Origin of the sequence: Parahaliea maris, from assembly GCF_008064665.1 — a bacterium.
GTDB classification, from domain to species: Bacteria; Pseudomonadota; Gammaproteobacteria; order Pseudomonadales; family Halieaceae; genus Parahaliea; species Parahaliea maris.
In genome coordinates this window covers 621,261-641,357 of the sequence record NZ_VRZA01000003.1, presented here as the reverse complement: position 1 = coordinate 641,357, position 20,097 = coordinate 621,261, and the positions used below count along the sequence as shown (strand labels likewise).

14 protein-coding genes are annotated in these 20,097 nt (G+C 63.0%); 8 read left to right on the top strand and 6 right to left on the bottom strand.

The window, feature by feature from the left end; translation table 11 throughout:
- Positions 1-21: 21 nt before the first annotated feature.
- Positions 22-1,431, top strand: a complete 1,410-nt coding sequence (locus FV139_RS11210) for an MBL fold metallo-hydrolase RNA specificity domain-containing protein (RefSeq protein WP_148068504.1) — start codon at positions 22-24, stop codon at positions 1,429-1,431.
- Positions 1,432-1,461: 30 nt separating this feature from the next.
- On the opposite strand, the gene FV139_RS11205 is transcribed toward FV139_RS11210, so the two are convergent.
- A complete protein-coding gene (locus FV139_RS11205) occupies positions 1,462-2,667 on the bottom strand; it encodes a cation:proton antiporter (RefSeq protein ID WP_148068503.1) in 1,206 nt (401 codons plus the stop codon).
- Positions 2,664-4,304 carry a Na/Pi cotransporter family protein gene (locus tag FV139_RS11200; RefSeq protein WP_187276490.1) on the bottom strand — a complete coding sequence of 547 codons (1,641 nt, stop codon included), beginning with the start codon at positions 4,302-4,304 and terminating at the stop codon, positions 2,664-2,666. Before FV139_RS11200 ends, FV139_RS11205 begins: the two co-directional genes overlap by 4 nt.
- 118 nt (positions 4,305-4,422) lie before the next feature.
- Here FV139_RS11200 and FV139_RS11195 point away from each other — a divergent pair, with 118 nt between their 5' ends.
- Positions 4,423-5,055 carry a TetR/AcrR family transcriptional regulator gene (locus FV139_RS11195; protein ID WP_187276489.1) on the top strand — a complete coding sequence of 211 codons (633 nt, stop codon included), beginning with the start codon at positions 4,423-4,425 and terminating at the stop codon, positions 5,053-5,055.
- Between the two features lie 6 nt (positions 5,056-5,061).
- Here FV139_RS11195 and FV139_RS11190 read toward each other — a convergent pair whose 3' ends face one another.
- The gene (locus tag FV139_RS11190; RefSeq protein WP_148068500.1) at positions 5,062-6,144 is read right to left on the bottom strand and encodes an LLM class flavin-dependent oxidoreductase; all 1,083 of its coding nucleotides are present in this window, start codon (positions 6,142-6,144) and stop codon (positions 5,062-5,064) included.
- 73 nt (positions 6,145-6,217) lie between these two features.
- A complete protein-coding gene (locus tag FV139_RS11185) occupies positions 6,218-7,669 on the bottom strand; it encodes an HNH endonuclease signature motif containing protein (protein ID WP_148068499.1) in 1,452 nt (483 codons plus the stop codon).
- Between the two features lie 664 nt (positions 7,670-8,333).
- Here FV139_RS11185 and FV139_RS11180 point away from each other — a divergent pair.
- A complete protein-coding gene (locus FV139_RS11180) occupies positions 8,334-8,522 on the top strand; it encodes a hypothetical protein (protein WP_148068498.1) in 189 nt (62 codons plus the stop codon).
- On the opposite strand, the gene acs is transcribed toward FV139_RS11180, so the two are convergent.
- Positions 8,523-10,454, bottom strand: coding sequence for an acetate--CoA ligase (acs, locus tag FV139_RS11175; RefSeq protein ID WP_148068497.1), 1,932 nt, complete (start codon positions 10,452-10,454; stop codon positions 8,523-8,525). It abuts the gene before it with no gap.
- 169 nt (positions 10,455-10,623) lie between these two features.
- Here acs and dinB point away from each other — a divergent pair, with 169 nt between their 5' ends.
- Both dinB and FV139_RS11165 read left to right on the top strand, forming a co-directional pair.
- Entirely contained in the window at positions 10,624-11,754 is a 1,131-nt protein-coding gene (dinB, locus tag FV139_RS11170; RefSeq protein WP_148068496.1) for a DNA polymerase IV, read from the top strand.
- Positions 11,755-11,863: 109 nt separating this feature from the next.
- Positions 11,864-13,066, top strand: coding sequence for a serine hydrolase domain-containing protein (locus FV139_RS11165; protein WP_148068495.1), 1,203 nt, complete (start codon positions 11,864-11,866; stop codon positions 13,064-13,066).
- Between the two features lie 27 nt (positions 13,067-13,093).
- On the opposite strand, the gene FV139_RS11160 is transcribed toward FV139_RS11165, so the two are convergent.
- Positions 13,094-15,889, bottom strand: a complete 2,796-nt coding sequence (locus FV139_RS11160; RefSeq protein ID WP_148068494.1) for an ExeM/NucH family extracellular endonuclease — start codon at positions 15,887-15,889, stop codon at positions 13,094-13,096.
- A 349-nt stretch (positions 15,890-16,238) separates the two neighbouring features.
- On the opposite strand from FV139_RS11160, the gene FV139_RS21235 reads away from it, so the two are divergent.
- The 3 genes from FV139_RS21235 (at position 16,239) to sufB (ending at position 20,094) form a co-directional block, all read left to right on the top strand.
- A complete protein-coding gene (locus tag FV139_RS21235; RefSeq protein ID WP_235898625.1) occupies positions 16,239-18,011 on the top strand; it encodes a succinylglutamate desuccinylase/aspartoacylase family protein in 1,773 nt (590 codons plus the stop codon).
- 107 nt (positions 18,012-18,118) lie between these two features.
- Positions 18,119-18,610 carry a Fe-S cluster assembly transcription factor gene (locus FV139_RS11150; RefSeq protein ID WP_148068493.1) on the top strand — a complete coding sequence of 164 codons (492 nt, stop codon included), beginning with the start codon at positions 18,119-18,121 and terminating at the stop codon, positions 18,608-18,610.
- 44 nt (positions 18,611-18,654) lie between these two features.
- Positions 18,655-20,094: a Fe-S cluster assembly protein SufB gene (gene sufB / locus FV139_RS11145; RefSeq protein ID WP_148068492.1), complete on the top strand. Its 1,440-nt coding sequence runs from the start codon at positions 18,655-18,657 to the stop codon at positions 20,092-20,094.
- Positions 20,095-20,097: the final 3 nt, after the last annotated feature.

The window sequence follows — 20,097 nt, the reverse complement described above, 5'->3', positions numbered from 1 at the left end:
TGCAACCACGGCGGAGTGACCATGGCCGACACAACCATTACCTTTCACGGCGCCGCCGGCGAGGTCACCGGTTCCTGCCACCTGCTACAACTGGCCAGTGGCCGCCGGGTGATTCTGGACTGCGGCATGCACCAGGGCGGCGACGCAGTGGATCGCATCCAGGACGAGGATTTTCCCTTCGACCCGGCCAGCCTCGATGCGGTGATCCTGTCCCACGCGCACCTGGACCACTCGGGGCTGCTACCCCTGCTGGTACGCCGCGGCTTCCGCGGGCCCATCCTGTGTACAGCCGCCACCGCCGACCTGCTGGACATCATGCTGCACGACTCAGCTGGCCTGTACCTGCGCGACCTGGAGCGGGAGAACCTGCGGCGGGAACGCCGCGGTCGCAAGCCGGAATCCCCGGTGTACGATCAGGAAGACGTCGAGCGGGTGCTCAGGCAATGCCGGCCGCTTGCCTATGGCACGCCGTTCGACGTATTCCGCGAGCTACAGTTGAAGTTTCACGATGCCGGTCACATTCTCGGCTCCGCCATCGTCGAGCTGACTATCGGGGACGGCCACGACACCCGCACCCTGGTCTTTTCCGGCGACCTGGGGCGCAGCGGTTCGGTGCTCATGAAAGACCCCACACACCTGACAAAAGCAGACCTGCTAATGATGGAGAGCACCTACGGCGATCGCGAACACCGGTGCGAAGCCGACACCCTCGACGAACTGCGTGAAGTGTTGCACGACACCTGGCGTCGGGGGGGCAGTGTGATGATTCCCTCATTTGCCGTGGGCCGGGCGCAGGAAATCCTGTTTCACCTGGGCGTGCTTTACAAAAATGGCGAACTCGACCCCTGGCAGGTCTACCTGGACAGCCCCATGGCCATCGCGGTTACCCGGGTCTACGACAACTGGCTGAATGCGCTCGATGGTGACGACATCAAACAGCTGAGCGAGGTCCACCGTGACTCCCTCGCCAGTTTCCTGCCCACCCTGAACCTGGTCGAGGACACCGAGGAATCGATGGCCATCAACCGGATCAAGTCCGGGGCGATCATCATTGCCGGCAGTGGCATGTGTACCGGCGGGCGTATCCGCCACCACTTCAAGCAGCGCATCTGGGACAACCGCAACACCGTCATTTTTGTCGGCTTTCAGGCCCGGGGCACCCTGGGCCGGTTGCTGGTGGACGGCGCCAAAGAGGTCAAACTGTTTGGCGAGCCCTATGCCATCAAGGCCCGGATCGAGACCCTCGGCTGCTTTTCCGCCCACGCCGGGCAAAGCGAACTGATCGAGTGGGCGGGATCGTTTACCCCGCGTCCGCGGATGGTACTGGTGCACGGCGAGCCGGAAGCGCAGGTCGTGCTGGCGCAACGTCTGCAGGAGGAGTTTGGCATGTCGGTAGAGGTGCCCGCCCGGGGCGACCAGCTGACGCTGTAAGTCACGGGAATCCACGGCGCCCCGGGGGCGCTACGTGCCACCGGGTCCGGCCCGGATTTCGCTTTCCTCTGCGGCGACCCGGGTCAACACTGCCCGGGCGGCCAGTGGCCCGGCCAGTTCAAACAGCACGGTGGCGGAAATCACCACCGGCAGCAGCGTTTCCTGCAGATCCGGATACAGGCCGGCAGCGACAAAGGCCATGGCCAGGGCGACACCCGCCTGGGGCAGCATGGCCAGGCCACCCCAGCGCGAGAACCCGCCCTGGGTCCAGGCCGGGACAGCCGCCAGCCAGCCGCCCAGCACACGCCCGAGCAGCCGCAGCAGTAAATAGGCCAGTAACAGGGTGCTGACCCCGGCAAAGGCATCCAGGGTCAGGTAAGCGCCGCAGAAAATGAAGAACAGGGCCAGAAACGGCCACTCGATATCCTCGACGGCATGAAACGGGCGGTGGTGGTGGCGCGCAAAATTCACCACGGTCATTCCCATCGCCACACAGGCCAGCAGGTGCGATACCTTCAGCCACTGCGCCAGGCCCGCGCACAACAACACCATGCCGAGCGCTTCCATCAGGGTCGGCTCACCTCGCCGCAGCCGACCCGACAGGTAGGCCATGGGCAGCCCCAGCAGCACGCCGAGCAGGAGTGCGCCAAACAGCTCGCGCAAAGCGTGCAACAGAAAGTCGGCGCCCATGTCCATCGCGCCGGCGGACACTACGTGCAACACCAGTACCGTTATGCTGAACACGATGAGACCTATGGCGTCGTCCACCGCCACGATACCCGACAACACATCGGCGAAGCGGCTGCCGCGCTGCTGTTCGCGGATTGCCTCAAAGGTCGCTGCGGGGTCCGTGGCGGTACCGATGGCCCCCAGCAACAGGGCGAGATGAATTCCCCCACCCAGCAGCAGCACCCCCACGGCCACGACCGCGTAGGTAACCAGCGTTTCCCATAGCGCCACCCACATGATGAGGTGCCCCAGGCGCCGGATCAGGTCCATCGACATGCGGCCGCCAACGAGAAAGCCCACCATGGACAGGGCCAGCACCGAAATGAACTCGAAACTGCGCGCAGAGCGCGGATCCACCAGCCCCGCCACCGAAGGACCGAGTAAAAACCCCACCAGGATCAGCAGGGAAATACGCGGCATCCGGGTGTGCCGGCCCATCGCCTCGGCCAACACGGCCAGCAACAACAGCAGGCCCAGGGTGATCAGCTCGCTGGCCAGCACCGTCACGCGGAGGCCTCCTGCAGGGAGCGCAGCAGATCCTTGGTCGCGTGGTGCAGGTCGCGGTTTACATTCAGCATATTGGTCAGGTCGGTACCACTCACCAGGTCTCTCGCCGCCATGTCACTGACCTGCAGGTTGGCGGACTCGTAATGCGCGTCATTGTCACGCAGCAGGCGCTCGATTTCATCTGCCCTGCCTGCCCGCAGCGCCGCTTGCCGGGCCAGGCGCAGGTAGGCACCGGTGGCGTGGGCCATGTAGTGGCGGTGTTGCCTATACAGTGATTGCGCCGCTTCCTGTTCACTATGACGCTGGACGAAGAGGTGCTCGCGAATGTCCCTGAGCGTCTTGCTGCTGTAACTGAGGGATCGAGCCTCACGTATCTGCCGTTGAATAACATCCACCTGGTCGATGCTCAACTGCTCCGCTTGCAGGTCGTAGGAAAAGGCCAGCAACCCGGACTCCTGCTGCTTGAGCCAGGCATAGCGCTCCTCCTGGCTTTCCCGCATGGCCAGCACCGCGTCCAGTTCCCGGGCCAGTTCGGCGGGCAACTCCAGCGCCTCTACCGGTAGCTTGAAGGTGTGCAGGATCAGCGCAATCGCCTGCAGGCGCATCGACTCCAGGGTGCGCCCGGTGGCGGCCAGGGCGGCATCCGGCACGCTGACGGGCACTGAGGCCAGGTCGACGACGGCGGACTCGCCTCCCAGGAAGCGGTTCCCCAGCCAGCGCGACCAGGGTTTGAGCCAGGGCAAAAACAGCAGCAGGCCCACCAGGTTGAACAGGCTGTGAAACAGCACCAGAGAATACAGTGGATCCGACAGCCCGAAGGCTGAGAGGATCAGCGGCAGCAGTGGCAGTACCACCAGCAGCGCCAGCACATCCACCACTAGGTTGAACAACAGGTGAGCGAGCGCCAGTTGCCGCTTCACCACACTGCCGCCAATGCTGCCGATCAGCGTGGTGCTGGTGGTGCCGAGGTCTGCGCCGATCACCAGGGCCGCGGCGGCGGGCAACTCCAGCAGGCCGCCATTGAGGGCCGCCAGGGTCAGCATCATCACCGCCGAGCTGGACTGGATGAGACCCGCCATGCCTATCCCCGCGAGGAAGTACACGGGAATTGCCTGACCGCGCAGCACTGCGAGATCCCAGCGGGCGGACAGGCCCTCCACCGCCTCTTTCATGATATCCAGGCCAAGCAGGATCAGGCCGATACCGAATATCAGGCGGCCCAGGGCACCCCAGTGCCGCCCCCGCAATGGCAGCAGGCGCAGCAATGCGCCGAGGGCCATCCCCGGCAGTGCCAGGGCCTGCAATGACAGCTTGAAACCGATGGTCGCCACCATCCAGCCGGTCATCGTGGTCCCCAGATTGGCGCCGACCAGAACCCCCACCGCGTTGTACAGGGGCAGTACCCCGGCACTGGCGAAGGCCAGTACCAGCAGGCTGACCAGGGAGCTGCTCTGCAGGATACTGGTGACCAGCACCCCCATTGCCGCGCTGCTGACCGGGGAGGCGGTGGAACGCGAAAGCCAGCGCTGGAAAGTGCGGCCACCCAGGGCGCGCACTCCGCCCTCCAGTTCGTGCATGCCGAACAGGAACAGGGCGAGGCCGATGGCCAGCGCCACTAACACACTCAGGGTTGCCAACAGATAGTTTCCTCCCATCCGGTATGTATGATTTTTTATTATAGGGCCGGAAGGACCCGAGGGGAGGCAGCTGCCGCCTGTGTTAGTATCCGCGGCAACCGCGCAGACAGGTAAGGTTGTGAAAGACGAGTCAAAGACAATAACCGACGGACGTCGTCAGCGGGGCGAACAGTCGCGGCAGCGCATTCTATCCGAGGCACTGCGGCTGTTTTCCCGCCACGGGTATGCCGGTACCAGCCTGTCAGCCATTCGCGACGCTACCGGGCTACCCGTCAGCTCGCTGCACCACCACTTCGGCAGCAAGGCAGGCATCTGCCTTGCCGCTATTGATGCTCTGGGAGAGACCCTCAGCGGCAGTGGTTTGCAGCAGCGCCTGCAATCAGTGACCGGTGCAGAGGCGCGAGCCCACCTGCTTGTACAGGGCATTTTGCGACACAATGAGCAGGAATATCCCACCCTTCTGCTGATCATCAGGCTGGCGATGGACGGCGACGATATCGACCCCGCCATTCGCCCGGCAGTCCAGGCCATCCGCAAGAAGGCGGTCGACGGACTGGCGGCGAATCTCAGGCTGGTCTTTGCGGAGCGCAGCCCCCCGTTGCCGCGGCCACGGTGTGAAGTCATGGCCCGGCGCCTACTGGCGATCATGGATGGCTGGCTGGTAAGCCAGCTGACCGATTACCCGGATGCATTGCCCGCCTGGTCCGCCCGGGACCTCGAGCACCTGGTACTGGCCCTGGCGGAGGACTGAGGCGGCTCAGGCCGCCTGTTCGATACCCAGCTCGTCCCGCACCAGCGGCATCACCAGTCTCGAAAACTGCTCGATGGAGCGCTCCACCATGGACTGCGGCATACCGCCGGCATCGAAGTAGCAGTACAGGTGGTCGATACCACCGACATCCCGGTTGGCCTGTACAATCCGCTCGGCGATCTGTTGCGGAGAACCGCACAGGTCGAACTCGCGCCAGTCGCCCGACAGGTCCTGGGCAGTCGCCAGCGAAGCCAGCGCCTGGATGCCGGCTGTCACGCCCTTCCCGCGGACGATCTCCTTCATGAAACTGCGGTACTGACCCATGTAGGGTGCCCACGCAGCGTGCGGGTCTGCACTGTCATTATCGACATAGCAGTAGGCAATCGCCGCCACTTCCATTTCGCTCTCGGGGTGACCTGCGGCCAGATAAGCTTCCCGGTAGGCTGCTGCGACAGGCGCGTAATTGCCGTAGCTGCCGAAGATGGTGGCCAATTGCAGTTTGTAGCCCTTGCTCCCGGCGGCTACCGCCTTCTCGATCGTGGTTCCGGTTCCCATCCAGATCGGGATGGACCGGCCGGAGTAGGTGCGCGGTTCTATATGCGCGTCCTTGAAAGGCGCGCGAAAATTGCCCTCCCACTGCAGTTTCTTTTCGGACCACATCCGGTCGAGCAGATCGAGCTTTTCCACCATCATGGCGCCGGCGTCCTGCGCGGACTGGCCAAACAATTCAAAGGTGGCGGGCGTGATGCCGGGCGCCACGCCAATTTCGGCGCGCCCTTCCGAGAGCAGGTCCAGCGTGGCGAAGTCCTCGGCAATGCGCACAGGGTCATGGTTTGCCAGCAGGGTCACCGCCGTACCGAGACGGAGCCTTTCCGTCTTCATGGCGATGGCCGTGAGAACCATCTGCGGGACCGCGAGGATATAGTCGTTGAAATGGTGCTCACCCAGCCAGATCGCCGAGTAACCACACTTCTCCGCCAGCACGCCCTCGGCCACCCAGCCCAGGTGCTTCTCAGCCTGCGACTCGTTGTAGCTGCCAGTGACCGGATTGGGAAGGTGATCACCGAGTGAAAATACGCCAAATTCCATTGTTCTGTCTCCGCCAGTGTCTGTGCGCAGGGTTATTCTAAATCTATTATATCGATCGATACAACTGTTTGTTTTAAGGAGCCCGACTCAACAGACCGTCCACTGCCATTCCGTAGTCCATGGATTCGCCGGTCCAGCAGGGCCGGAGCGTATCGGCATCGATGTGCGGTGACCACGAAGAGAGTGAATCGGGGGAGATTTCCGCGGAGACGTTGGGGAACTGGGGATAGACGCTGCTTTCGATGGTCACGCCAGCCGGGGTTGAGAAACGCAGTGTGGGTGTTGACGCTTCAGTACCCCGGGGTTCCACATCAATAGCAAAGCCTCCCTGGTGCAGCAGGCGATGGTGGTAGCGACAGAGCGTCACCAGGTTGTCCAGGCTCGTTTCACCGCCATCAGCCCAGTGCCGGATATGGTGGGCATCCACATAGCGCGATTCGCAGCAGCCGGGGAAGCGGCAGGTCTTGTCCCGCAGTGACAACGCCCGGCGGATGGATGGCGGTACAGTGCGAGTACGGCGGCCGATATTCAGCACCTCACCGTGTTCGTTTTCCAGTACGGTGACCAGGCTGGCGTCGCAGGCAAGGCGGCGGGCGGTGGCGGGGCTGAGCCACTGTTTGTGTTCTAACTCACAGCACTTGGGGCCGTGTGGTTGCTGACCCTCTTGCTCTCGCAGTGTGCCTATATCAACGTGGAGCATGATCTGGCAGCGTTCTGCGCCTTTCAGGGCGTGGATCGTTTCACCCTCGCTGTGCGTCGCCAGAAAATGCTCGGTGATTTTTACCAGTGCATCGGCGCGCGTCTGCTCAAGCAGTTCCTGGAAGTGATTGCCGGATTCCCGCTCTTCCCGTTCGACGGCTTCGGAAAACGTCTCCGCTGAGACGTCCTTGCATGTACCTTCTTCGCGCTTTTCCTGAAGCTCCTTTTGACGTTCCGCCTGCAATGGAGCCACTACGGCTTCGACTGCCTTGATGACTTGCTCGCCGGCTTCCGGCGGCAATTTCGCATGGATGACCCACATGCCCTGTTCATCCTGGTAATAAACCAGCTTGCGGACGTTGTCCTGTTCATTCTCCTGCTGACGGTCCGATAACTGTTTCTGTACCCGGTCGAACTTGCCTACCAGCTTTTCCATATGACTGGCCGTGCCGTGGCGGGCAATCATCAGCAGGTAGTCCTCGTTGTCCTTCGTGGCGACACGGGTCATTGCCCGTACTTTGGAATAGCTGATCTCGCCTTTGGCAAATGCCGCATCTATCTGGGGTAGTTCACCCAGACAATGAGCCACTCGTACTTTCTCGCGAGCGGCCCCCAACGCGATCCCGCACTGCCAGTTGAGCCAGTAGGCACAGGAGCGCACCGTACCGCCACCGCTCCAGCCCTTGCGGTGATCAAACTCTGCAATGAGTTTCAGCAGGCGGTGATTGGCGGCGTTGATCTGGCCGGCGAGGAGGGTGATTTGCCGAGCGAGATCATCGGTGTCATCTGCGTGAAAAGGTTCTGTGATTCGGACTGGAAGGTTCATGGTGACGCCATCGAAATACTGGTTGTATATACAGTATTTATTGTGGTTCACATGCTAGCTGGGTTCAAATTATTCCGCCTGGTTTTTAATATCGATTGCGACTAGATAAGGCTCTCGATAGTCCTTTTGGATAATGGATGTCCGGAACATTGGTCGGTTACCGGGTGTCCGCTTTCGCCTAATTTGCGGTCAGAATCACCCAAGCTCGTTTGACAACTCTCTCGACCCCACGTCACCTTTTGAATCCAACAACTGCTATCTCGACTATTATTATTAGCTCCCCATCGATATGGGAGTACACGCTTGACCGAGGCCGAGTTAAACGACCTTATTCTGATATCTGCGGGTCAAATAGATTCGTCTTTTGAGTATTGGCTGACAATAAGTTTCGGTGTTCTGATCGCGACGCACGTTACTCGGAGATCAATCCCGTTACGTCTGAAATTATTGATTTGCGGTCTTTATTTTGCAGGCTCCGTATCCGCTGTCTTGCTTACAATCGGAGATATGATGCAGATTTTTCAATACGCTAAGCAGCTGAACACTCCACTCGCTGGAATCGGGCTTAGTGCTACAAGTGATGTAATTCGGTTTCTAATCTACTTCATCGGCACCTTGTCGATATCCACCGCAATATTTCGCTATGAGCGGTGGACCGGAGGCAGTGGAAACTGAATTACGTCAAGCGGGATTATATGATCACGGTGAAATTGGCAGCTATGAGGTAAAAGCAATCCCAACGACCCGAAAACAGACCAATCGATCCCAGCAATTCTTCCAGCCGGGGAAGCGCAGCCAGCAGGTGCAGCAGAAGATGCGGGCTCCTGGTCAGGAGCCCACCGACAGCGGATAACTAGGAGGCCCTGTTCTCGATCAGGTTATCGACAACAGACGGGTCCGCCAGGGTGCTGGTATCGCCCAGGTTCTGCAGTTCGTTCTCGGCGATCTTGCGCAGGATGCGGCGCATGATCTTGCCGGAGCGGGTCTTGGGCAGGCCGGGTGCCCACTGGATGACGTCGGGCTTGGCGATGGGGCCGATCTCCTTCACGCAGAGAGCGATGAGTTCCTTGCGCAGTTCCTCGCTGGGCTCCACACCGTCCATCGGTGTGACATAGCAGTAGATGCCCTGGCCCTTGATATCGTGGGGGAAGCCCACCACGGCGGCCTCGGCGATCTTGTCGTGCAGCACCAGGGCACTTTCCACCTCGGCGGTACCCATACGGTGACCGGAGACGTTCAGCACGTCGTCCACCCGGCCGGTAATCCAGTAGTAGCCGTCCTCGTCACGGGAGGCGCCGTCACCTGTAAAGTAGTAACCGGGATAGGTGCTGAAGTAGGTGTCGATCAAGCGCTGGTGGTCGCCGTACACGGTGCGGATCTGGGAGGGCCAGGGCGACTTGACTACCAGATAGCCGGCGCCGGGGCCTTCGATTTCGGAACCGTCCTCGTTAAGCAGGGCCAGGTTCACCCCGAACATCGGGAACGAAGCGGAGCCGGGCTTCAGGTCGGTGGCGCCCGGCAGTGGGGTGATCATGTGCGCGCCGGTCTCAGTCTGCCACCAGGTATCCACGATCGGGCAGCGGGACTCGCCCACGGTCTGGTAATACCACTCCCAGGCCTCGGGATTAATCGGCTCACCGACGGTACCCAGCAGGCGCAGACTGGCGCGGGATGAGCGCGTGACCGGCTCGTCCCCCACCGCATGCAGGGCGCGAATGGCCGTCGGGGCTGTGTAGAAAGTGGCGACCTGGTGCTTGTCGACGACTTCCCAGCAACGGCCGGCATCCGGGTAGGTAGGCACCCCCTCGAACATCAAGGAGATCGCGCCGTTGGCCAGCGGGCCGTAGACGATATAGCTGTGGCCGGTGACCCAGCCCACGTCGGCGGTACACCAGTAGACTTCACCCTCGCGGTAGTCGAAGACGTACTTGAAGGTCATCGCCGCCTGCAGCAGGTAACCGCCGGTGGTATGCAGCACGCCCTTGGGCTTGCCGGTGGAGCCGGAGGTGTAGAGGATAAACAGCGGATCTTCGGCGTCCATGGACTCCGGCTCGCAGTCTGCAGAGGCGGCTGCCGTCGCTTCGTGGTACCAGACATCACGGCCGTCCTGCCAGTCGATATCGCCCCCGGTGCGCTGTACAACGACGCAGGTATGTACGTCCGGGCAGTGCTCGAGGGCGGCGTCGGCATTGGCCTTCAGCGGCACCTTCTTGCCACCGCGCAGGCCCTGGTCTGCGGTGATGACCACCTGGCAATCGGAATCGAGAATACGGTCCTTGAGGGCCTCCGGGGAGAAGCCGCCGAACACTACCGAGTGGATGGCGCCGATGCGGGCGCAGGCCAGCATGGCGTAGGCCGCCTCCGGAATCATCGGCATGTAGATGCATACCCTGTCGCCCTTTTTCACGCCGCGTTCGCGCAGGACATTGGCAAGCTTGCAGACGGAATCTTTCAGTTCGGCATAGGTGATGTGCTTGCTGTCGGCCGGGTCGTCGCCCTCCCAGATAAAGGCGGTCTGGTCGGCACACTGGGGCAGGTGGCGATCGATACAGTTGACGCTGGCATTGAGCTTGCCACCGGCAAACCACTCGGCCTTGCCCTGCAGGAAGTCGGCTTCGACCACGGTGTCCCAGGGCTTGTCCCAGGTGAGGAATTTCTCCGCCTGCTCGGCCCAGAACGCATCGGGCTCGTCGATGGAACGCCGGTACATCTCCCGGTACATCTCGGCGTTGATGTGGGCGTCGCTAAAGCTGGCGGGAACCTTGTGCAGCGGGAACTCAGACATGTTATCGATCCATTATGATTCTCGTCGAACCCACGATGATACTCCTCGGGTCCGACGGGGCAACTCGACCAAAGTCTAATGATGGGGCGACCAAGGTCGCACAGGCGGGATCGGTGAGGGCAGGCAACTGCCGCTTGTGCCCCGGTGCCGGTCTGCCTAACATCGCGCCATGTCCGAGCCAGCAACCAGCGCCCCTCCGCCTCTGCGCAAGATTATCCATATCGATATGGATGCCTTCTTTGCCAGCGTGGAGCAGCGGGACAACCCCGAACTGCGGGGCCGACCGGTGGCGGTGGGCGGCGGCTCCGCCCGCGGCGTTGTCGCCGCCGCGAGTTACGAGGCCAGGGCCTTCGGCGTGCGCTCGGCGATGCCTTCAGTCACCGCCCGCCGGCGCTGCCCGCAGTTGGTGTTCGTCAAGCCCCGGTTCGAGGTCTACAAGGCCGTTTCCCGGCAGATTCATGCCATATTCCGTCGCTATACCGACCTGATCGAGCCCCTTTCCCTGGACGAGGCCTACCTCGACGTCACCGAGGATCGCCGCGGCGTGGGCAGCGCCACGGGCATCGCCCAATTGATCCGCGAACAGATCCGCAGCGAAACCCACCTCACCGCCAGCGCCGGCGTGAGCTACAACAAATTCCTCGCCAAGATCGCCTCGGACCAGAACAAACCCGATGGCATCTGCGTGGTACGCCCGGAACAGGGCGCGGCCTTCGTCGCCGCCCTGCCCGCACGGCGCTTCTACGGGGTCGGCCCCCGCACCGCGGAAAAAATGAGCCGCCTGGGCATCCACACAGGCGCCGACCTGCGCACCTGTGACCTGGACTTCCTGCAACAGCATTTCGGCAAGAGCGCCGACTACCTGTACCGGGCGAGCCGGGGAGAGGACCACCGACCGGTCAAGCCCGACCGGGTGCGCAAGTCGATCGGCGCCGAGCGCACCTACGGCGAGGACCTGCTCACCGAGGAGACGCTGCGGCCGGCCCTGGACGCCATTGCCAGCACCGTCTGGGAGCGGGTGGAAAAACACGGCAGCCGCGGCCGCACGGTCACCCTCAAGGTGAAATTCAATGACTTTCAGCAGATCACCCGCGCCCGCTCTTTAGAACAGCCAGTCGGTGACCGGGACAGCCTGGCCGCCATCGGTCAGGACCTTCTGTCCGGGGAACTGCCGGTGGCGCGGGGCGTCCGCCTGCTGGGACTGACCGTCTCGAGCCTGATCGCGGCAAACACCGTCGCGGATCCGGCCGCCAGCCACGTCGCGGAGCCGGCGCCGCAGCAGGGCAAGCTGCCGTTCTGAACCGGGCGCCCCGGCACCCCGACCCTCGCGCCGGCTGACCCTCGCGCCGGCATGACACCCCCGGCAATCTGGGTTAGCGTGAGCGCTTTGCAAGTTGCAAGGAAGCCCAATGCGCCACCGCCTGTCCGTACTCCCCCTTGTCCTCTCATGCCTGTTGCTGAGTGTCCCGGCCGGCGCCGGCGAGCGCTACGCCAACCCCCACGCCGATGAACCCATTGGCACAGTGCGAGACGTATACAGCGGGACCCTGTTCCCGGACGTACAGGTCAATACCTTCCGCAATATCGACCGCCTGTTTCCCACCCGGGTAGTCGAGGCAGGCACGACCCCCTATCCCCTGCCGCCTGCGGATCACGCGCTGGAAAACTTCCGTTTCGAATCCCGGGGCAGGACCTACGACCTGTACGATTTTCTCTCGCTCAACCGGATCAGCGGCATCCTGGTACTGAAAAATGGCGAAGTCGCCTTTGAGAAATACCTGCTGGGGAATGGGCCGGATACGCGCTGGATGTCGATGTCCGTGGTCAAGTCCATTACCGCGACCCTGGTGGGCGCGGCGATTGCCGACGGCCATATCGACAGCCTTGAAGACCCGCTGACCCGCTATCTGCCCGTATTCAAAGGCAGTGCATACGACGGCGTGACCATCCGCCAGCTGCTGTTGATGGCCTCCGGCGTAGCCTGGAACGAAGCCTATACCAACCCCGACTCGGACCGTCGCGCCATGCTCGAGGCACAGCTGGCGCAGCAACCCGAGGGCACTCTGAAACTGATGGCGCGGCTGCCCAGAGCGGCCGAACCGGGTACCCGCTGGAACTACAGCACCGGGGAAACCCAGGTGGTGGGCGCGCTGGTGGCTGCAGCCACCGGCAAGCCGGTGGCGCAGTACCTGTCGGAGACCATCTGGCAACCCTTCGGCATGGAGACCGACGCCAGCTGGTGGCTGGAATCAGCGGACGGCCTGGAGATCGGCGGCAGCGGCCTGTCTGCCACGCTGCGGGATTACGCCCGCTTCGGCCTGTTCATGCTCGGCGGTGGCAAGGCCGGCGGCAAACAGGTGCTACCCAACGGCTGGGTCGAGGAGGCAACACGGGATCACGACATCCCCGGGAAGCCGGAGCCCTATGGATTCATGTGGTGGCCGCTGGACCGGGGGGCCTACGCCGCCATTGGCATCTTCGGCCAGTTTATCTACGTCAACCCGACGCAGCAGGTGGTCGTGGCCATGTGGAGTGCCCAGCCAAAACCCGAGGGCAAGGACGCGGTGGATGAATACCTGTTCTTCAACGCCCTGAGCGACGCGCTGGAGTAATCCAGCGCGCCATCAGCGCAGGAGGCCTCAGCAGCCGCTGCTTTCCCGTGCCAACTGTACCCGCAAATGGAACAGTGGGGCCTCATCACCAGCGATCATATCCGGCACTGCAGGTTCTCCGTCGGTGGCTTTGAGCACCTGCTGCAGTACCGCACAGGCAGCCGTCGTGCGGCCTGCTTCGGCGTGGCTCGCGGCCAGCTCCAGCCTCCGTTGCAATACTCCCAACCGCGCCTGGGCAGCCGGCCCCCCGGCTGCGCCAATTCCGCCCTCGGCAATCTCGGCGAGCAGCGCCGCTGGCAGGTCGGTAATTGCCGGGGTCGCCAACGCCAGTTCCAGCCCGACCAGCAGCGGATCGTGGTCGGAGTTGCGGGTGGGCGTGGAGGGGTCGAACCAGCTCGCGTCACGGCCGAAGTCGAGGTTGTAATCGAGGGCGTCGGCCTCGTCCGCGTTGATATGCCAGGTGGCTGCGGCGGCCTGACTGGGGGCCAGCGCAGCGCTCAGCAGGATGTAGTCGAGGGTACCGATCTGGCCATCGAACACGTAGGAATAGGCATCACTCGGCTCAACACTGCTGAAGCCGCCGGCTAGCAAGCGCTGCACGGGATCTTCACTGGCGTAGCTGTTGAGATCACCCAGCAGTACGGTGTTGGCAGTATCGATTCCCGTAGGCGCGCTCACCAGCCAGGTCAACAGGGCCCGGGCTGCTGTATCGCGGCGTGCATTCCAGAACCCGGCACCGTCTCCTACGTCGTAGTTCGGGCTGGCTTCATCCTCAAGACTTGAGGGGCCTTTGGACTTGAAGTGGTTCACCACGGCGGTGAAGGTCTGCAGGGTCTCACGGTGCTCGAAGCTGGTCGCCAGGGGCACCCGGTTGGTCGCTTCGCCCTCGAATACCGGGTCGGCTTCGAAATCGTGGGCGCCAAAGCCCGGCAAGGTCGCCGCAACGCTGTCATCCAGCAGGGCGGGCTGTGAGCCCGGCACGATCCGCAGTACCGCGGGCTTGTAGATCAGGGCAGTAGCGATCGCGTCACCACCGACAAAGGATGATCCGGGGTAGACATAGTCGTAAACGCCAGCCCCCAGGCGGGTGTTCAGCGCGCTCACCAACACCTCGATGGCGGTGGAACCGTCATTCACGGTATCGAAAGCGTTCTCGATTTCCACCAACCCCAGCAGGTCGGCGTCCAGGGATGTGATGGCGGCGACCGTCTTGGCCAGCTGGCGCTGGTATTCCTCGGCGGAATCCGCACCGCGAGGGTCGTGCCCCAGTGCGGTGGTGTTGGAGCCGATGTCCAGGGTGGTGAAGAAGTTGAGCACGTTGAGCGAGGCGATGCTGAGGTTACCCGCCACCCCCGGTGCCGCCAGCGGCCGCACACTGGTGCTGACGAAGGTATTGGCGCCATCGCTGTGGGCCCGCACACGCCAGGTAGCGCCGGAAGCCGAGTTGCCTGCCCACTTGTAGTCGAGCACACCCGTCAAGCCGGTGACGGTGTCTCCCATACGCACGGCCGTCGCCTCGTTGTAGGGCGCGAAGCCATCGAGCTGGTCGATGGCCGCGTTCTGTACGCTGAGCCCATCGTCGTAGGTGATGCGCCGCGCACCCAGGTCCTGCTGGAACTGCTGGTACAGTGCGCTATCCGGCGTGTTGAGCTGGGTAAACTGGTAGGGCCGTTCTCCCGCCACCAGCTTGATCTCGTTGAAGCGGTCCAGCTGGTATTGCTCGGTAACCTGGAGAATGCCCGGGAAGCGGACCAGCATCCCCTCGTAGGCTTCCAGGTCGGGCTGGAAGCTTCCGTCCTGGGCGGTACTGGTGGCGGCTGCCGGCAGCGTAATATCGGCCACTGTGACCTGGTCGAGCAGGCCGCTGGCCACGACGACCACCTCGCTGAGGTCCGCCAGCTGGGTCTCGCCAAAATACTGGGTCACGGTGCCCGTTACCTGCACCCGGTCACCGAGACTGACATCCACCCCGAAGCCCGTATCGTAGACGAACAGCCCCTCGGAGGAGGCCGGATCCCCATCTTCATCGGCGCTCTCCTCCTGCAGGAAGAAGCCGCGAAGTTCGCGCCCGCTATCGACGTCACCGTCCTGGAAGTCTCCCACGACGATCGCGTCCACCTGTACCTGCTGCTCTATCAGCGGGCTCACGTCGGTATCGCCGAACCGGTTGCTACCCTGGGTGTCGGGTGTGCCCTGAATCGCCGAGATCAACTGCAGGGGAGCCGGTTCCGGCTCCGGTTCCGACCCGGGCTCGCCACTTGCCCCGGCCACCGGCACCGAGTTCGCTGCAGCCAGGTTATCGCTGAAGTCGTCCAGGGCATTGGGCCCGCTGAACTGCCACTGGCTGATATCAAATGTTGCCGAGGGCCCCAGCGCGCCGTCCCTGGCGGCCCAGCCATCCAGGTATTCCCAGGGCTGACCGCTGCCATCGACATTGATATCGCCAAACAGGTCGACGACCACACCGTTGTGGAACAACTCGATGGCGTCGTCACCATTGATCGACATGGCACCCGACGTGTAATCGGGCGCAAAGCCAAAGAAAGCGGCAAAACCATCCGTCTCCGTCGCCACGTAGAGGTACTCACCGGCGGCAACGCTTACCGCGGGAAAGGTGAACTCCTCGCCGTCCGTGCCGCCACCGTTGTTGGCTGACCCCAGGCCATAGGCGCTGAGATCGGCGATATCGGCCGTCACATACAGCTCCACTCCCTTCGGAATACCGCCCGTCAGCGGTCCGTCGAACACGGCAGTAATGGTCAGCCCGGCTTCGGCACAGGCGGTGGCGCTGAGAATGGCGCCGGCAATCAGCAGTCTCTTCATGATGGTTACACAGTCCCGGTAGCGTTGGCGGAAGTGACTTCTCACAGCCGTGCACCGCCAAAGGCGATACGGCCGGAACGCGTAAGTGGAACAGTTTTGTATGACAAAGTTGTGCCCTGCTTGTGTCTGGTATAAGACGCTTTTCTTACAATGAACTGCTTTTGCCCCAACATCATAAAGCCTGGGGTGGGCATCGAGCACAGAACCGGTGATTTCACGCCCGCCTGCTCGCGAGGCAATTGTCTTTCCTCGTCGCCAGGCCCTTGGTAGCAGGGCCTGTGGGACGGTAAGCTAGACACTGACACCACGATTCGCCCCACCCGGGCGAAGAGGAGACCTGCACGCCCCCATGGCACCACACCGCCTGCCCCCGCTGGCCATTACCCTGGCCCTCACACTGGCCTCCATGCCGGCCAGCGCTACCGACGAAACCACCATTGTGGAGCAGGTCCAGCCCACTCTGCAGGCGGCGAGCACCGCAACCGTGAATGCGGAGACACCGGACAACCCCGGTGCCGAAGAGGAGGAGGCGGAGCCGGTCAGCCGCGCACGCCACGTCAACCTGGACGAGCCCATCAGCAATGCCGAAGCCAGCCAGAGTGCCAGTGAGCCGGAGCCGGAGCCTGAGCCGGCCCCTCCAGCCACCGCACCGGCGGAGCAGCCAGGCCACGAGCCGCCCCCGGCGCAGTCGGACACCAGCGATGAGCAAGCGCCAGCCGGGCCCGCCCCGGCCACTGAAACCAGGGCAGATGCGCCACTGGCAGATGAGCAAAGCGTAACGACCGGGACTGGGGCCGCCGAACCTGCCGGGGAGTCGCAGACGGCTGAGCCCTCCGAGGAAACCGCACCCCCACCCTTCATCCTGCTCGGCAGCGAGGTGCCTGCCGCGACGTCGACCCGGCTGGCCTGGGCTCCGAGCCAGTCCTTTGAAGGCATCTACAGCGCCACCCCCGTTCTGGTAGTCAATGGCGCACAACCCGGTCCAGTGCTGTGCCTGACCGCCGCGGTGCACGGCGACGAACTCAACGGTGTGGAGACCGTGCGCCGGGTCCTTTACAACCTGGACCCGGAAAAGCTGCGCGGCACGGTCGTCGGCGTTCCCATCGTCAACCTGCAGGGCTTCCACCGCGGCTCCCGCTACCTCAGTGACCGCCGCGACCTCAACCGCTACTTTCCCGGCGACCCCGGAGGCAGCTCGGCATCGCGGATCGCCTATTCCTTCTTCCACGAGATCATCCAGCACTGCAGCGCGGTGGTGGACCTGCACACCGGCTCTTTCTATCGCACCAACCTGCCCCAGCTGCGCGGCGACCTGGGTAATCCGAAGGTCGTCAAATTGACCGAGGGCTTTGGCTCCACCGTGGTCCTGCACAGCGACGGCGCCCAAGGCACCCTGCGCCGGGCTGCGGTGGAGGCCGGCATTCCCGCCGTCACCCTGGAGGCGGGGGCGCCGATGGTGCTCAGCGAAGACAACGTGGCCCACAGCGTCAAGGGCGTGCGCACCCTGCTCAACCACCTGGATATGCTGAGCAAATTCCGGCTCTGGGGCGACCCGGAACCGATTTACTACAACTCCACCTGGCAGCGCGCACCGGAGGGCGGAATCGTGTTCAGCAAGGTCCTCCTGGGCCAGACCGTGCGCAAGGGCGATCTGCTGGGCACCGTGACCAACCCGATCACCAATGTGCGCACCGAGATTCGCTCCAGCTACAACGGGCGCATCATCGGCATGGCCCTCAACCAGGTGGTACAACCCGGCTTTGCCACCCACCACATCGGGATCGAGGCGCCGGAAGAGCAGATCAGCCCGCCGGAGGATGTAGAGATCCCTGCGGAAGAGGCTGCTTCCGATCCCGCCCCAGAGCAGGCCGCCGACAGCGTTGCCACTGCACCTGACCCCAACAGCCCTCGATCCCAACCTGCGGCCCTTCCAGATAGCCCTCCGCCCGGGCCGCAGAGTGGAAATGGTGGAACCACCAGCAACGTGCAACCCGCCGCAAACCGCAAAGAGCCCACCACCGAAGAGGACAATCCGCCCCTGCAGAATGCGGAGGACGAGGATTTCGAGGCCAGTCCGCAACCGCTCGACGGCAATGAGGACGACATGGCCGAGGCCACCTGATTCGTCCAGGTAATACCTGACTGTTGCCTGGGGTTTTATAGTCGACTAAAATAGTCGGGTATGAAACCTATGAAATCACAGTCCGCACCCCGGAGTGCGCTCTTGCCATGCGCCTGACGACTCGCGGCCGCTATGCGGTGACATCCATGCTGGACCTGGCGCTGCACCAGGGTGAAGGCCCGATACCCCTGGCCGGCATTTCCGCGCGCCAGGATATCTCCCTGTCCTACCTGGAGCAGCTGTTTTCCCAGCTTCGGCGCGGCGGTCTGGTACGCAGCGTTCGGGGTCCCGGGGGCGGTTACCACCTCGGAAAATCCGCCGGTGAAATCAGCGTCGCGGAGGTCATCGAGGCGGTCAACGAGAGCACCGATGCGACTCGCTGCCAGGGCAAGGGGGACTGCCAGAAGGGCACCACCTGCCTCACCCACCACCTGTGGATGAACCTCAGCGACCAGATACACGAGTTCCTCGAGGGTATTTCTCTCCTGGACCTGGTGGATCGCCAGGAAATACGGGTCATCGCACTGGAGCAGGAGGCCCGCGTAACCCCCTCCGACACCAACGAAGCGGACACTCGCTCCGATTTGCAACAGGCCTAGCCCCCGCCGCGCGGGCTGGCAAGCACACTGACAGGTCACACACTATGTCGCAGCAACAGATCGATCGCGCCATCTCGAAAGAGTATGCCGCGGGTTTCACGACCAATATTGAGTCGGACACCCTGCCCCCCGGCCTCAACGAGGACGTGATCCGCTTTATTTCCCAGCGCAAGGACGAGCCCGAGTGGCTGCTCGAGTGGCGCCTGGAAGCCTACCGGGACTGGCTGGAAATGGAGGAGCCCAGCTGGGCCCACGTCAACTACCCGCCGGTGAAGTTTGACGAGATTTCCTATTTCTCCTCGCCCAAGGATCACAAGGACCGCCCCAAGAGCCTGGACGAGGTCGACCCGGAGCTTATCGCGACCTACAACAAGCTGGGCATTCCCCTGCACGAGCAGGAAGCACTGGCCGGGGTCGCCGTCGACGTGGTGTTCGATTCCGTGTCCGTTACCACCACCTTCCGGGAAAAACTGGCCGAGGCCGGGGTACTGTTCTGCTCCATCTCCGAGGCGGTGAAAGAGTACCCGGACCTGGTGCGCAAGTACCTCGGCAGTGTGGTGCCGCGCAAGGACAACTACTACGCCGCACTCAACAGCGCGGTGTTCAGCGACGGCTCATTCGTGTACATCCCCAAGGGTGTGCGCTGCCCGATGGAGCTGTCCACCTACTTCCGCATCAACGAGCAGAACACCGGCCAGTTCGAGCGCACCCTGATCCTCGCCGACGAGGGCAGCCACGTGAGCTACCTCGAGGGCTGCACCGCGCCGATGCGCGACGAGAACCAGCTGCACGCGGCGGTGGTGGAACTGGTGGCCCTGGACGGCGCCGAGATCAAATACTCCACCGTTCAGAACTGGTACCCCGGCGACGCCGAGGGCAAGGGCGGCATCTATAACTTCGTCACAAAGCGCGGCGTAGCCCACCGGGATGCCAAGATCTCCTGGACCCAGGTCGAAACCGGCTCCGCCATCACCTGGAAGTACCCCAGCTGCATCCTCCGTGGCGATAACAGCGTGGGCGAGTTCTACTCGGTCGCACTGACCAACAATGCCCAGCAGGCCGACACCGGCACCAAAATGATTCACCTGGGCAAGAACACCCGCTCCACCATCATTTCCAAGGGCATCTCCGCCGGCAAGAGCTCCAACGCCTACCGCGGCCTGGTGCGCATGAGCCCGCGGGCCGAGGGTGCGCGCAACTACACCCAGTGCGATTCCCTGCTGATCGGCGACCAGTGCGCCGCCCACACTTTCCCCTATATCGAGAGCCGCAACCCCAGCGCGGTGGTGGAACACGAAGCCACCACCTCCAAGGTCAGCGACGACCAGCTCTACCTGTGTCAGCAGCGGGGCCTGGACGCGGAGAAGGCCGTGTCGATGATCGTGAACGGCTTCTGCAAGGAAGTGTTCCGCGAGCTGCCCATGGAGTTCGCCATGGAAGCGGGCAAATTGCTGGAAGTGAGCCTGGAAGGCTCTGTGGGCTAAGGC

Coding starts and splice junctions, on each gene's coding strand:
- FV139_RS11210 (WP_148068504.1), top strand. CDS start 22: ATGGCCGACACAACCATTACCTTTCACGGCGCCGCCGGCGAGGTCACC.
- FV139_RS11190 (WP_148068500.1), bottom strand. CDS start 6,144: ATGGAATTTGGCGTATTTTCACTCGGTGATCACCTTCCCAATCCGGTC.
- FV139_RS11185 (WP_148068499.1), bottom strand. CDS start 7,669: ATGAACCTTCCAGTCCGAATCACAGAACCTTTTCACGCAGATGACACC.
- acs (WP_148068497.1), bottom strand. CDS start 10,454: ATGTCTGAGTTCCCGCTGCACAAGGTTCCCGCCAGCTTTAGCGACGCC.
- dinB (WP_148068496.1), top strand. CDS start 10,624: ATGTCCGAGCCAGCAACCAGCGCCCCTCCGCCTCTGCGCAAGATTATC.
- FV139_RS11165 (WP_148068495.1), top strand. CDS start 11,864: ATGCGCCACCGCCTGTCCGTACTCCCCCTTGTCCTCTCATGCCTGTTG.
- FV139_RS11160 (WP_148068494.1), bottom strand. CDS start 15,889: ATGAAGAGACTGCTGATTGCCGGCGCCATTCTCAGCGCCACCGCCTGT.
- FV139_RS21235 (WP_235898625.1), top strand. CDS start 16,239: ATGGCACCACACCGCCTGCCCCCGCTGGCCATTACCCTGGCCCTCACA.
- FV139_RS11150 (WP_148068493.1), top strand. CDS start 18,119: ATGCGCCTGACGACTCGCGGCCGCTATGCGGTGACATCCATGCTGGAC.
- sufB (WP_148068492.1), top strand. CDS start 18,655: ATGTCGCAGCAACAGATCGATCGCGCCATCTCGAAAGAGTATGCCGCG.